Source organism: Salinibacterium sp. SWN1162, from assembly GCF_015864675.1.
In the GTDB taxonomy this organism is placed as follows: Bacteria; Actinomycetota; Actinomycetes; order Actinomycetales; family Microbacteriaceae; genus Rhodoglobus.
The window spans coordinates 38593-52126 of the sequence record NZ_JADYWT010000002.1; the positions used below are offsets into that span (position 1 = coordinate 38593).

The following is a 13534-nucleotide window of genomic DNA, read 5'->3' on the forward strand; positions in this document are numbered from 1 at the left end:
CGTAAAGTGAGCGAGCGCTGGGATCCGCGCTTCGGCCACCGTTGGCCGCTCCGCCTAACTGGGTAAACACGAATGCTAGGCGCTTAGCGACCCGACCCACTAAATTGAGAAACCGTGTGAACATCGTTGGTCCCTTCTTGGTTAGCTCAACTATATTCAGCACCGCAGTTTGACTGCAATGCTCGCCTCCACATCCCGGAGTTCCAACGGTGCCACTAGCGGCGCGCCGAATGGGCTGATGTCATCACACACGCTTCGGCCACTCACCACGGGATGCCGATGCCGATGCCGATGCCAGGTGTAGCGCATTTCTTCTGACTCAACCGTGCAGAAGCGCCTAAAGGCCCGCTTTTAACTCTGCGACGTTGGTCAGGGTGTACTGGGGGAGCGCTAGGAAGATGGCGGGGTTGCATCTCTCATCAGAAACTACGATGTCGCTACCCGTTTGGGCGTCGAAGTTCAGAGACCAGCACAAGCTGTACACCCGCGTTTGGGCGGACAGCCCGGAGTCGGCTCGTCCAAAACTGGTCGTGAACACAACAACGTTCATGCGGTCTTCGGCGACGGAACTCGACGTGAGCCAACTAGCGTCCCCGCTTCTGAACCCGGACACGACCTCGTCATCCGTCCACCCGTAGATGTTCAGGCTTACACAGCCGTCGATGTTTTCCGCAAATACTTCCGGGTCAGTCACCGGAGCAGATTCTTCAGCGCGAAGTTGAATGCAATTGCGGGCATCTTCGAAAATCAGGGAGGTGCGGCTGAAAGCTGCGTCATCCGCTTGGGCCGGCATGTCATTGATGGACGTCACATCGCTGCACCCAGCCAGCGTCGAGATGGCCAAACCGAATGCCGCTAGGTAAGCCGCTGCCTTAGTGAAGCGCAAGTTCTTCCTCCAGTACGTCTGAAGGCGAATCCGTTTCTCCTTCGAATGCGGGGATAGATGCAGCGGGTGTCCAGACGTAAGTATCGTTCCGATACGCGCCAAAAACACTTAGCCCGCTCTGCCTCGAAGTTGCGACAGTGGAAACCTGATCGTCAGTGATCGCACCGTCAGCAGGCCAACACAAGTGAGCTCTCACTTTCAAAATCCGAATATTCTTCGCTTAGGGTGAGGCTACCGCTTGTTTTGCTCTCCGGGCAATAGTGCACGTGTATCGCCGGGGCCAACCGAGTTGGCGCCCGTAGCGTCCTCTCTGTTTCGACTCACGAGCTAATGCCGAAAGATAGACAGGCTGGCAAAATGTGAGACATTATTGATTTCAGTACATCTCGGGGTGGTGAACCGGTGCTTGAGAAAACGCGTCGCCTGTGCGCCTACTCGAGCGGTTCGTAGGAACCGCAACTAACTAAGGAGCCTTATGAGACATCTTCTGTCCGCGGCCGTGTGCGCCGGAATGCTGATCCTTGTGTCTGCGTGCACACAAGTTGAGCCGCCGCCCACCGAAGTTTCGTCGAGCGAGGCGGCGCCCTCGTTGGAGGACGGCAACGTTGGGCTGTGCCATTCGCTCTCGATCGAACTCATGACGGTGTACGGCGTGGTCTCGGGGTATGAGGCCGGCGAGTTGAATAGGGAATCGTTCGACTACATGATTGCCACTATTGCCGACGGCTTCCCGATCCTCGGAATCTTGCACAAGGACGCGCTTTTGAGCAGCCAAGTCGACGACCTGCGTTCGGCAATCACGGAGCTAGCCGCCGACGGTGCCGAACCGGCCACAGGGGACGCGTCAGCGTTGGGAGAAGCGACGACGGCGCTCGCTGTCGAATGCGATGCAGTCGGCGCGCCTTTGAGCTTTTACCAGTAGCCACAGGCGAGTCGCCTTCGCGATGCCGATGCCGATGCCGCTGTCAGGTATGAGGTCACAGCAGCAATGCGCCACCGCATTCGGCTGACCCGCTCGGGATAAAGTTGCGGTCACATGAAGAGCTCAGTGAGTCAGTTGCGCGGTCGTGGATTCTTGCGCGACGAGGATATTGAAGCCTCCCGTCATTTGTCGGCGGCTGAGCTGACGCGACAGTTGGACTCGACTGACGCTGTCGAGCGATCAGCCGCAGTGCGGTTGCTCTCGCGTGCTGCGCGTCCGGATGCTTCGCTGAATCAGCTTTTCGTGGAGCGACTCATGCGAGAGACCAAGCTCTATACCAAGCTCGAACTGTGCGAAGCGCTCCAAGTGGGCGGCCGAGAAACCGCCCAGCTGCTCATTCCGCTGCTCGGTGCTATCGGGCGGAATCAGCACACCCAGCCCGCTGTCGAAGCGTTCAAGAAGGCGAGCTACCCGCTTCCGCGAGACATCGTGGCTCGGATTCTCGCGCGTATGGACCCTGTGGTGTTGCCCACCTTGATTGCGGCCGTTGTCGACGGGTCACGGACGCAGGCGGTTGAGGCGATCGATGCCGTTGGCTTCCTGTGTTTCTATTCGGCGGTGGCTACGACGGATCGGCTGGCAGCGCTTCACGCGCTCACTGAGAAGCTGCGGGGCAATCCCGGCGACGAGCTCATGCAGTGGAAGATCGTGCGTGCGCTCGAGAGTTTCAATCATCCGGATGTCATGCTCATCCTCGAGCAAATCGTCGCGAGAAATACCAGTCCGGTGATAGTTCGGGAAGCCCAGCGGTCACTCGCGGTGGTTGCCGAACAGCCAGCGCTGCGGGCTTCGTTCGACACCGAGATGCGCTGAACGCGACGTCGAATGGCGAGGTTGACAGTGCGCCGATTCTGCGGCCCGGAAAGATCCGCGACTTTTACCGATCAATGAGATTTCAGGCAAACTACGTCTAGACGTAGTTTCTTAAAGAGGCTCTCCCAACATAGGATCAGAACATGGGAATGAGAGCTGCAACAGGGCGCCGACGCGCCACGCGCATGACGACGATTGCCGCTGCGGCATCCGCCCTTCTGCTCGGACTCGCTGGCTGCACCGCGGTGTCGGAGGCGGGCGCCACAACTGACCCGAACGACGACCGCCCCGTCGTGCTCACGACCTTTACGGTGCTCGCCGATATCGCCGAAAACGTGGCCGGCGACAACCTTCGGGTGGAATCCATCACAAAGGTAGGTGCTGAGATCCACGGCTATGAGCCCACGCCGGGCGACATCGCCAAGGCTGCCGAGGCTGACCTGATTCTTGATAACGGGCTCAATCTCGAGGTGTGGTTCGCGCAGTTCGTCGATGGTCTCGACGTTCCCCATGTTGTGGTGTCTGACGGGGTGGACCCGATTGATATCACCGAGGATGCCTACGCTGGTTTGCCCAATCCGCACGCGTGGATGAGTCCCCTCAACGCGCAAATTTACGTCGACAATATGGAGGCCGCGTTCGCCAAGCTCGACCCTGATAATGCCGCCGACTACGCCGCCAATGCCGAGGCCTACAAAGCCGAACTGCAGCTCGTGAACGATGAACTCACGGCCGAACTCGCCGAGTTGCCGGCGTCACAGCGCGCGCTCGTCTCGTGCGAAGGAGCGTTCTCTTACCTGGCGCGCGACGCAGGGCTCAGCGAGCATTACCTCTGGGCGGTTAACGCTGAGCAGCAGTCGACGCCGCGCCAGATTGCCTCTGTGATCGAGTTCGTGCGGGCCAACGACGTTCCCGCCGTCTTCTGCGAATCCACGGTCTCTGACCGCGCGATGCAGCAGGTCGTTGAAGCCACCGATGCCAGCTTCGGCGGAACCCTCTATGTTGACTCGCTGTCGGAGGAAGGCGGCCCGGTGCCCACCTACCTCGAGTTGCTGCGCCACGACGCCGAGACCATCATCGCCGGTTTGACCGGGGTGTCGGAATGAGTGGCGAGCGCCCCGGCGCTGCACGAGACGGCGGGGGAGCCGCGTCATCCGCCCCGCTCGGTTCAGCGCCCGCTATGAGCGTGCCCGCCATCGACGTGCGCAACGTCACCGTTCACTACGGCGACGTGCTCGCGCTCGACAACGTGAGCCTCAGCCTCGCGCCGGGCCGCATCTACGGCCTCATCGGCATGAATGGTTCGGGAAAGTCCACGCTCTTCAAGACCATTACGGGGATGCTACGCCCCGACCGCGGAACGGTCGCGCTGGCCGGTCAGCAGCCTGCACTCGCGCGCAAGGCCGGAGCAGTCGGCTACGTTCCGCAGAGCGAAGACGTGGACTGGGCGTTCCCGCTCTCCGTACGCGACGTCGTGATGATGGGCCGCTACGGTCACATGGGCATCTCCCGCCGCCCGAAGGCCGCTGACAAGGCTGCCGTGGCCGAGGCACTTGCCCGCGTTGAACTGACCGACCTCGCCGACCGCCAAATTGGCCAGCTCTCGGGCGGCCAAAAAAAGCGGGCGTTTGTGGCGCGCGGCATCGCCCAGGGCGCGACGATCCTGCTGCTCGATGAGCCCTTCGCCGGAGTCGACAAACGCTCCGAGGGAACAATCACGACACTCCTGCGCGAGCTCGCCGCCGAGGGAGCCACCGTGCTCGTCTCCACCCACGACCTCAATGCCCTGCCGAAGCTCGCCGACGAAGCGATCTTGCTGATGCGCACCGTGCTGCTGCAATCCACTCCCGCCGAAGTGCTGAAGCCTGAAAACCTTGCGCGCGCCTTCGGCCTCGACGTCACTGCGGGGGATGCCGCGTGAACCCTCTCGACTTTTTCCTCGAACCCCTCAGTTACGACTTCATGGTGCGGGCCCTCGCCACGAGCGTGACCGCCGCGATTGTGTGCGCGGTGCTCTCGTGCTGGCTCGTGTTGATCGGCTGGTCACTGATGGGCGACGCTGTCTCGCACGCCGTACTTCCCGGCGTCGTGCTCGCCTATGTCGTCGGCGCACCCTTTGCACTCGGCGCGGTCATCTTCGGCTTCCTTGCCGTCGCCCTCATCGGCATCGTGCGAAACACGAGCCGCATCAAAGAGGATGCCGCGATCGGCATCGTCTTCACCACCCTGTTCGCCCTCGGAATCGTGCTCATCTCGGTGACCCCGTCGCAGACCGACCTCAACCACATCATCTTCGGCAACCTTCTCGGAGTTTCCTGGGCCGACCTCGCCCAAGTGCTCATCCTCGGTGCGATCACGCTCACGATCCTTCTCGTGAAGCGCCGCGATTTCACCCTCTACGCCTTCGACGCCACCCACGCCCACGCGATCGGCCTCAACCCCAAGGTGCTCGGCGCCGCCCTCCTCGGGCTCCTCGCCCTCACCGCGGTCGTTGCCCTTCAGGCCGTCGGCGTCGTTCTCGTCGTGGCACTGCTCATCATCCCCGGCGCCACCGCGTACTTGCTCACCGATCGCTTCTCGCACATGCTCGTGATCGCTCCGGCGATGTCGGCGCTCGCGGCAATCACCGGGCTCTACCTCAGCTACTACCTCGACACGGCATCCGGCGGCATGATCGTGCTCGTCGAAGGCTGCATGTTCGCGCTCGTTTACCTGTTCAGCCCCACGCAGGGCGTGATCGGCAAGCGACTCGGTGCGATGAAGCGGCAGCGGATGCTCGCCGCCCAGTAAAGGCAAAGACACCGCCTGCGCGCAGAACCCGCGCGGTGCGCCTCACGCTATTCGCTGAGGCTGCCGCCCGATACGTAGAGTGCGTCGGTCGCGCTCCGGCCAAGGCTGATCGGCACAGCGGATTGGCGCTCGCCGTCGTTACGCGCCTCGCCGGCGTCACCGACCACAACAACCTCGAGCGCATCCGAATACGGTGCCCCGGCGTTCACGCTGAGCTTCGCTTCGAACACGATGCCGCGCTCTTCGAAGAACTTGAGCAGTTCGGGGTCGTCGTCAGAGATGCGTTCCACGACCACGGTGCTGCCGGGGGCCACGCGGCTCAGCTGCACAGCATCCGGAATCGTGATCACGCCGTCGGCGCTGGGGATCGGGTCGCCGTGCGGGTCGCGGGTGGGGTGCTCGAGAAACTCGTCGATTCGTTCGACCATGAAGTCAGAGACGGCGTGCTCAAGGTTCTCGGCTTCGTCGTGCACTTGGTCCCAGCCGTAGCCAAGCACGCTCACGAGAAACGATTCGATCAAACGGTGGCGGCGAACCATGGCCACGGCGTGCGCGCGACCCACGTCGGTGAGGGCGATGGAACCGTAGCGGGCATGATCGAGGAAGCCTTGATCGGTGAGGCGACGCACGGCATCCGAAACGCTCGACAGCGTGTAGCCGGTGCGTTCGGCGATCACGGTGGCGGTGACGGGGGCATCTGACCATTCGGAAAGACTCCACACGGTTTTCAGGTAGTTCTGGGTGCTGACCGAGAGCTCTGTGACCGACATGCGCCCAGTCTAGAGCCGAACATTGAAGTACGGCGAGGCGTAGTTAAAGACGCTTGCCCTCGCCCGGAGAACATCAGGCGAGGGCAAGCGGGTGAAGAAAGTTAGTTGAAGATGCCGTTCAAGCCGAGGTCACCGGTGATGTCACCGATGAGGTCGTCGGCGTCGACAACGTCGTTGAGGATGTCGTCCACGTCAACGATGTCGGTCACGTCGGTCACGACGTCAGTCGCGTTGTCTACAACATCAGTTACTTCAGCGACGTTGTCGACAACGTCAGTCACCTGAGTCGCGTTGTCCACGACGTCGGAGACGTTGGCGTCGTTGGCTACGTCAGAAACGTTCGCGGAGTCGCTGACGTTACCAACGGCGGTGTCGTTGCCCGAAGCTACGGGAGCATTGACCTCGTTGCCGGACGCAACAGCGTTTCCGTTGAGGAGGTCACCGTTGAGAATGCCGCCACCGAGAAGGTCGCCACCCAGGAGGTCAACGTCGCCAACCTCGGGTGCTACGACGACGGGGATGTCGGTCTGCTTGGGGGAGGAGTAGGAGTATGACTTCGTCGAGGTGTAGCTGTCACCGGTTGCGGCCATGGCGGGAGCTGCTGCTCCGACTGCGATGAGGGCTACTGCGGTAGCGGTTGCGCCGATCGTGGTCTTCTTCGTGAATGCGTTCATTACTGAACTCCTTCTTACGTCGTCAGCCTCCGTAGAGGCCCTGCGTCTCGAGGCTTTCCCGAGCCGCAATGAGTACTCCGGAGCGGGGCTGTGACCGGTTTGGGGGTCAATCGAAAGAAGACGAAATTCGGGCAATCTGGCGTGCGGATGCGGGCAACTCTCGCCCTCAGATCCGCATGATTCCGGGGCTGTGAGCGCAAGCTGGCAGTCAACTGAGTGGAGTCTGGCGAAGTGCCGGGTGGTGCATCCAGCGGCCTATTCCGCCGCCGCGGCCTTTACTGCCGTGTACGCCTCGAGGGCTTCGCGGCGGGTTTCGGCGAGATCCACGATCGGTTCGGGATACGCGTCGGTGCCGAGTTCGGGAATCCAGTACGAGACATAGGCGCCCGTGGGGTCGAACTTTTTCTGCTGCAACACCGGGTTGAACACACGAAAGTAGGGGGCGGCATCCGCCCCGGATCCGGCAACCCACTGCCAGTTGGCGGGGTTGCTGGCTTCGTCGGCGTCGACGAGAGTGTCCCAGAACCACTGTTCGCCCGCCCGCCAGTCGATGAGCAGGTTCTTGATGAGGAAGCTTGCGACGACCATGCGCACGCGGTTGTGCATCGTGCCGGTGTGCCACAGTTCGCGCATCCCGGCGTCGACGAGGGGGATGCCGGTGCGGCCGCGACGCCACGCCTCGACTTCGCTGACTCCCGCAGGTTCGTCAACGGCGCCGAGTTCGTCGACCGTGTATCCCCAGGGGAACGCGTTGTAGGCGGGGCGGTAGCTGTCGGTCGCAAGGCGAGGGTTCTCGAAGAGTAGGGCGGTCGAGAATTCGCGCCAGCCGATTTCGCTGAGGAACTTGGCGACATTCTTGCGGGCCGCGGTGGGGATACCGGCCGAGCCGTTGCCAGCCGCGGAGTCCGAGCCGCGCAGCCGGTGCCAGATCTGCGCAGAGCTGATCTCACCAAACCGCAGGTGCGGGCTGAGCCCACTCGTGGCATCCACGGAGGGTTCGTCGCGGCGGTGGTAGTCGGCAAGGCGGTCGGCAACGAAGCTTTCGAGGCGATCGAGCGCGCCGGCCTCCCCGGGAGTCCACGTCTCGCGCAGCCCCTCAGCCCAGTCGGGGCGCGTCGGCAGCAGCAGCCAGCCAGCGAGGTCCTCGCTTGTGGGCGCGTCGGCAGGCCAACTCAGCGCACTCGCCTCGGGCGTGGGCAACAACTCGCGCACCGGGCGCTCTTGCGCCGCACGCCAATACGGCGTGAAAACCTTGTACGGCTCGCCCTGCCCGTTGCGAATCTGCCACGGCTCGTTCAACAGATTGCCCTGATGGCTTTCGACCGTTCGCCCATGCTCGCGCAGACTCGTTTTGAGGCCGGCGTCGATATCGCGGGCCGCCGTGTAGCGACGGTTCCAGTGCACCGAGGCGGCGCCGAGCTCGTCCACGAGCGCCGGCAGCACCTGCGCGGCGGGGCCGTGACGCAGGGTCAGTTGCCCGCCTAGATTCTGCAGGGCGGCATCCAGAGCAGTGAGGCTGTGATGCAGCCACCACTTGCTTGCCGCACCCAGCGGGCGGATGCCGTCGCCGGTTTCGTCATGAATGTACACAACCACGAGTGGTCGGCCTTCACTCGCGGCCGCCGTCAGGGCTGGGTTGTCGGCTAGTCGCAGGTCGTTTCGCAACCACACGACGGAGGGCTGATTCTGGTTTGCGCTCACCCCGCCACTCTACGTTTCGCGCCTGAAAAGAGCAGGCGTAAAATCGCACCTCACAGGTCGCGTTGCCGATGGTGGCGATGCGCGAGAGGGGTGACCGGCTATGAGTTTCTTCGGTGTTCGCTACGAGACGGCCGACTTCGGCGATGTGCTCGAACGGGTGCAGGGCATTTTCACGGACCTCTTTCTGGCATTGCCCAACGTCATTCTCGGCGTGCTGGCCTTCGTGCTCTTCTGGGCAATTTCGTGGCTGGTGGCGAAGCTCGTGCGGGCGGCGGCGCAGCGGGCGGGTCAGCCGCGCGGTTTGCAGGTCGTGCTGAGTCGGTTGGTCGCATGGTCGATTCTCGCGTTCGGGCTGCTGGTGGCGCTGACGATTATCTTCCCGACGATCACGCCGGCGTCGCTCTTCGGCACCCTCGGGGTGAGCGGTGTGGTGATTGGGTTCGCGTTCCGGGACATTTTTCAGAACCTGCTGTCGGGCATCCTGATCCTGTTCACCCGTCCGTTCCGCATCGGCGATCAGATTGTGTCGAACGATCACGAGGGTGAAGTTATTGACATTCAGGTGCGGGCCACGCGCGTGCGCACTTACGACAATCGGGTGGTCGTGATCCCCAATAGTCAGCTCTATACCGAGCGCGTTGTCGTCAACACGGCCTTCGACAAGCGGCGACTGAGTGTGGCCGTCGGCATCGGTTATGACGACAGCATCGCGGATGCTCGTGCCGCTATCGTCGACGCCATCACCGCGTTGCCCGGCATCATCGACGACCCTGCACCGACCGTTTTGGTGACGTCGCTCGGTGACTTTAGCGTCAACCTCGAGGTGCGGTTCTGGATCAACCCGCCGAACCGTCGCGAGGCTCTCGAAGCTCAGGATCAGGTGCTTGAGGCCATCAAGAAGGCGCTCGGTGATGCGCACATCGAGATCCCGTTCCCCATTCAGCAACTCAAGATCGAAGACGGATCGGCGCGCACTCGCGAGAGCGAAGCGGAGTAGATCGCGGGGGCGGCTAGCGGGCTGACCGCCGGGCTGACTGCCGAAATAGCGGGGTTCCCCAGCGGAGGGTGCGGGCACCCGTTAAATAGTTCGAGGGCCGGTTTCAGAGGCATGAAACCGACCCTCTCCCTTTGCACCAAGAGTGTCCTGCAATCACATTCCGCAGTAGCTGCCACAGCAAACAACTTCTGCTCTATGAATGTATAACGGAAACATAACGCTGTCTAGTTATCGTTCTGTTATTTTTAGAAATTTCACAGAAAAGGTTGTCTACCCCGGTGTTTTCGGGCAAAGCAGGCGGAAATCGGATGCTTTCTGCGCAGATCAGCTCAGGGAGGCGAGCGGCTATTCGCGTGGCGGTGGAGCCCGACTAGGGCGACGAATGCTCCCCGAGGTTGTTGTCGTTCCCAGTAACGCGCCGCACCGAAATCGTCAAAGTTATCTGATTGAATACTTACAACAGCAGCACCGTTGCTCGGAGTTCCCTTGCAGGAACAGCGTTCTGTGGCATCGCCGCTGATTGCATAATGGTTGCCTCGTCAACCGCTTGTTCGCTAGCTAGCTCCCGTCACCGGGGGCAAGGAGAATGAAATGACGAAAGAATTCGAAGGAAAAACCGCAGTCGTTACCGGCGGTGGGTCTGGCATCGGTAGAGCTGTTGCTCTCGGGCTCGGGGCACGGGGTGCAAATGTCATCGTGAACGACCTCAAGCACGAGGTTGCCCAGGTGGTTGTTGACGAGATCGTCGCTGCCGGCGGAGCCGCCACAGCCATCGCGGGGGATGTCGGAAAGCCTGATGATGTTAAGGCCGCGGTTGACCTCGCGGTTTCCACCTACGGCGCACTGCATTTAGCGTTCAACAATGCCGGCATCGGCGGCCCTCAGGGTCTTGCCGAAGACATCGACATCGAGGGCTACCTGAAGCTCATGGATGTTAACCTTCACTCGGTCTTCTACGGAATGCACTTCCAGGCACCTGCAATTGTCGCGGCCGGCGGTGGTGCGATTGTGAACACGTCGTCGATTCTCGGAGTTGTGGGCGATGCGAACGCGCTGCCCTACGTCACGGCAAAGCACGGCGTCTCGGGAATGACGAAAGCAGCTGCTCTTGGCTATGCCTCCAAGGGGGTGCGAATCAACTCGGTTCACCCGGGCTACATCGACACTGCCCTCCTCGCGGGAATTCCGGCGGAAATCTACGACACGCTCGTGGCGAAGCACCCAGCCGGCCGTCTCGGCACCTCGGAGGAAGTTGCTGAGCTCGTGCTATTTCTCCTGAGCGATAAGGCGAGCTTCATCACTGGCTCGCAGCACCTCGTCGACGGTGGCTACACCGCGCAGTAGCGCCGCATTGCACAAAAGGAGGTCGCCCCTGGGGCGGCCTCCTTTTCATGTCTCTGTAAGGGCGCCGATGACCCCCTAGTGCGCCGAGTCGACGAGCTTGAGCCCCACGATGCAACCCACAAGCCCCATGAGCAGCAGGATCTTGACCCACGAAACGGGTTCGCCACCGAAGATCATGGCGTAAGCCACGGTCAGCGCTGCGCCGATGCCAACCCATATGGCGTAGGCGGTGCCAATGGGGAGTTCCCGCATCGCAAAAGCGAGGCCGCCCATACTGGCGATGAGCGCGACACCAAACACGACGGTCGGCCAGAGCTTCGTGAAGCCCTCCGACTTGCCGAGGGCGGTGGCCCACACGGCTTCGAGCACGCCAGAAAGAATCAGAATTAGCCAGTACACGACAGTCTCCTTGGCCAGTCTTGTCGCGTACCCGGTACTGATCCGTCGTCGGGAGCCGACTATTGCGGCTACAGATTCAGCGTATCAAAACGGGCGTAGTTTGGCAGGGCTGCTAGTGGTTACCCGGCTAGCTAGTGCCCGAGCGCGCGTCGCGCAGCCTCCAGCACGGCATCGAGCGTGATGCCGCGTCGGACCATGACCTCTGCTCCCGATCCGGATTCGCCGAACTCTTCCACGCTCACCACTTCGCCGCCGAGACCGACCCAGCGGTACCAGCCATCTCCGCGTCCTGCCTCAACGGCAACACGGGCGGTGATCGCCGCCGGCAGCACCGACTCGCGATAGGCAGCATCGCTCGCCGCAAACCACTCCACGCTCGGCATCGAAATCACGCGGGCAGCAACACCATCCCCGGCCAGTGCCTCCGCCGCCTCAATGGCAAGAGCAACCTCGCTGCCGGTGGCGATGAGCGCGAGATCGACGCCTTCGCCGCTCTGCCACGCAACATACCCGCCGTGGGCGACTTTGGCATCCAAGTCGTCGCGGGTGGCAAGAACGGGAACGTCCTGGCGTGAAAACACGAGAGCCGTGGGGCCGGCGGGCTGTGCGATCAGGCGCTTCCACACGGAGACCACTTCAGCGGCATCCGCGGGGCGCACCACATTCAGTCCGGGCACGGTGCGCAACGATGCCACCTGCTCGACCGGTTGATGCGTCGGGCCATCCTCACCCACCGCAACGCTGTCGTGCGTAAAGACGTAAGTCACCGGCAACTGCATCAATGCAGCGAGGCGGATGCTCGGTCGCATGTAGTCGCTGAACACGAGGTAGGTCGACGCAAACGGTCGCCATGGCCCCTGTATTGCGATGCCGTTGAGTATCGCCGCCATGGCGTGCTCACGAATCCCAAAGCGGATGAATTCGCCGCCGGGGTTACTCGCGGTCACGGCGGAGCCGGGCACCTCCACGCCGGTCGACCCGGCCAGGTCGGCCGATCCGCCCCAGAGAGAGGAGACGTTCTGGAGCGCCTTGATGGCGACGCTGTTGAGCTTGCGAGTGGCCGAGGGCGTGCCGGCAGCGGGGACCTCGATGGCATCGAGCGCGCTGAGGGCCGCGGCGGCATCCGGGTTGCGGAAGGCATGCCAAGCGCTCGCCGTCTCGGGGTCCGCTGCCTTCCACGTGCCGAGCGCCGCGTTCCACTCCTCTTCGAGGGCTTGGCCGCGCACTACTGCGCCACGGCTGAAGCAGAGGGCGTCATTGGTGACGAGATCGTCGAGCGGAGCATCCGGTGCAAAACCGAGCGAGGTCTTGATCGCGGCAACTTCGTCAGCGCCGAAGCCGCCGGAGTGGGCGGCGGGCTTGCCCGAGAACGCCGCTGAGGGTGCACCGATCACGCTGCGTAGGGCAATGAAAGTGGGGCGACCATCGCGCGACCGTGCCTCTGTGAGCACCGCTTCGAGCTCGTCAAGGTTGCTGGCGTCGTTGATCTCGAGAACTCGCCAGCCATAGGCCGCGTAGCGAGCACGCACATCTTCGCTGAAGGCGGCCTCGCCGGTGGAGTCAATGGTGACGTTGTTGTCATCCCAAATCACGACCAGGTTCTCGAGGCCGAGGGTGCCGGCCAAGCTCGAGGCTTCACCGCTCACTCCCTCTTGCATGCAGCCATCGCCAGCGATGGCCCAGATGGTGGGGTTCAGAATCTCATTGTCGGGGGCGAACAGCGCGCGCTCGCGGCGGGCGGCCAATGCCATTCCCACGGCCGAGGCGACGCCCTGCCCGAGGGGGCCGGTGCTCATCTCAACGCCGGGAGTGTGACCGAGTTCCGGATGCCCGGGAGTGCGGCTATCGAGAGTGCGGCTCTTGGCTAATTCGTCGAGCTCCAGCCCGTAGCCCGTCAGGAACAGCTGCACGTACAGCAGCAGGCTCGCGTGTCCCGCAGAAAGCACGAGGCGGTCGCGACCCAGCCAGTCAGGATTACCCGGATTGTGGCGCAGAATCCGCTGGTAAAGCACGTGGGCGAGTGGTGCGAGCGCCATGGCTGTTCCGCCGTGGCCGTGGCCTTTCACCTGCACCACATGGGCGGGAATGGCGATGGCGGCGCGCAGCGAATCCGCTTCAGCGGGAGTGATGTTTCCTGAAAAAGGGAGGCCGGTGTCTGACATACCTGACACTTTGGTC

The 13534-nt window shown here is 62.5% G+C and carries 13 protein-coding genes and 1 riboswitch; of the genes, 7 read left to right on the top strand and 6 right to left on the bottom strand.

The genetic code is table 11. The features are described from left to right. Nucleotides 1-337 precede the first annotated feature (337 nt). On the bottom strand, nucleotides 338-811 hold the full coding sequence (locus I6E58_RS09855; protein WP_197133100.1) for a hypothetical protein: 474 nt from the start codon (nucleotides 809-811) through the stop codon (nucleotides 338-340). Between the two features lie 550 nt (nucleotides 812-1361). Between I6E58_RS09855 and I6E58_RS09860 the strand changes: the two genes are divergently transcribed. The 5 genes from I6E58_RS09860 (at nucleotide 1362) to I6E58_RS09880 (ending at nucleotide 5471) form a co-directional block, all read left to right on the top strand. Continuing rightward, on the top strand, nucleotides 1362-1808 hold the full coding sequence (locus I6E58_RS09860; protein WP_197133102.1) for a hypothetical protein: 447 nt from the start codon (nucleotides 1362-1364) through the stop codon (nucleotides 1806-1808). Nucleotides 1809-1922: 114 nt separating this feature from the next. Beyond that, entirely contained in the window at nucleotides 1923-2681 is a 759-nt protein-coding gene (locus tag I6E58_RS09865) for a hypothetical protein (protein WP_129072915.1), read from the top strand. 143 nt (nucleotides 2682-2824) lie between these two features. Beyond that, entirely contained in the window at nucleotides 2825-3787 is a 963-nt protein-coding gene (locus I6E58_RS09870; RefSeq protein WP_197133104.1) for a metal ABC transporter substrate-binding protein, read from the top strand. 74 nt (nucleotides 3788-3861) lie between these two features. Continuing rightward, a complete protein-coding gene (locus I6E58_RS09875) occupies nucleotides 3862-4602 on the top strand; it encodes a metal ABC transporter ATP-binding protein (RefSeq protein WP_197133732.1) in 741 nt (246 codons plus the stop codon). Continuing rightward, nucleotides 4599-5471: a metal ABC transporter permease gene (locus tag I6E58_RS09880; protein ID WP_197133106.1), complete on the top strand. Its 873-nt coding sequence runs from the start codon at nucleotides 4599-4601 to the stop codon at nucleotides 5469-5471. The genes I6E58_RS09875 and I6E58_RS09880 overlap by 4 nt, the downstream gene beginning before the upstream one ends. Nucleotides 5472-5518: 47 nt before the next feature. Here the strand turns inward: I6E58_RS09880 and I6E58_RS09885 are convergent, their stop codons facing one another. The 3 genes from I6E58_RS09885 to I6E58_RS09895 form a co-directional block, all read right to left on the bottom strand. Beyond that, nucleotides 5519-6241, bottom strand: a complete 723-nt coding sequence (locus I6E58_RS09885; protein WP_197133108.1) for a metal-dependent transcriptional regulator — start codon at nucleotides 6239-6241, stop codon at nucleotides 5519-5521. A 101-nt stretch (nucleotides 6242-6342) separates the two neighbouring features. Next, nucleotides 6343-6915 (bottom strand): hypothetical protein, encoded by a 573-nt coding sequence (locus I6E58_RS09890; RefSeq protein WP_197133110.1) that lies wholly within the window; start codon nucleotides 6913-6915, stop codon nucleotides 6343-6345. A 255-nt stretch (nucleotides 6916-7170) separates the two neighbouring features. Further along, the gene (locus tag I6E58_RS09895) at nucleotides 7171-8616 is read right to left on the bottom strand and encodes a deoxyribodipyrimidine photo-lyase (RefSeq protein ID WP_197133112.1); all 1446 of its coding nucleotides are present in this window, start codon (nucleotides 8614-8616) and stop codon (nucleotides 7171-7173) included. A gap of 100 nt (nucleotides 8617-8716) precedes the next feature. On the opposite strand from I6E58_RS09895, the gene I6E58_RS09900 reads away from it, so the two are divergent. Together I6E58_RS09900 and I6E58_RS09905 are read left to right on the top strand one after the other, a co-directional pair. Continuing rightward, complete coding sequence (locus tag I6E58_RS09900) at nucleotides 8717-9613, top strand: mechanosensitive ion channel family protein (protein ID WP_197133113.1); 897 nt, start codon at nucleotides 8717-8719, stop codon at nucleotides 9611-9613. Nucleotides 9614-10204: 591 nt separating this feature from the next. Beyond that, nucleotides 10205-10957 carry an SDR family NAD(P)-dependent oxidoreductase gene (locus I6E58_RS09905; protein WP_197133115.1) on the top strand — a complete coding sequence of 251 codons (753 nt, stop codon included), beginning with the start codon at nucleotides 10205-10207 and terminating at the stop codon, nucleotides 10955-10957. Nucleotides 10958-11032: 75 nt separating this feature from the next. Here I6E58_RS09905 and I6E58_RS09910 read toward each other — a convergent pair whose 3' ends face one another. Continuing rightward, nucleotides 11033-11356, bottom strand: coding sequence for a multidrug efflux SMR transporter (locus I6E58_RS09910; RefSeq protein ID WP_197133119.1), 324 nt, complete (start codon nucleotides 11354-11356; stop codon nucleotides 11033-11035). 9 nt (nucleotides 11357-11365) lie between these two features. Next, nucleotides 11366-11430, bottom strand: a riboswitch (guanidine-III (ykkC-III) riboswitch). A 57-nt stretch (nucleotides 11431-11487) separates the two neighbouring features. Further along, nucleotides 11488-13518, bottom strand: a complete 2031-nt coding sequence (locus I6E58_RS09915; protein WP_231595525.1) for a transketolase — start codon at nucleotides 13516-13518, stop codon at nucleotides 11488-11490. Between the last annotated feature and the right edge of the window lie 16 nt (nucleotides 13519-13534).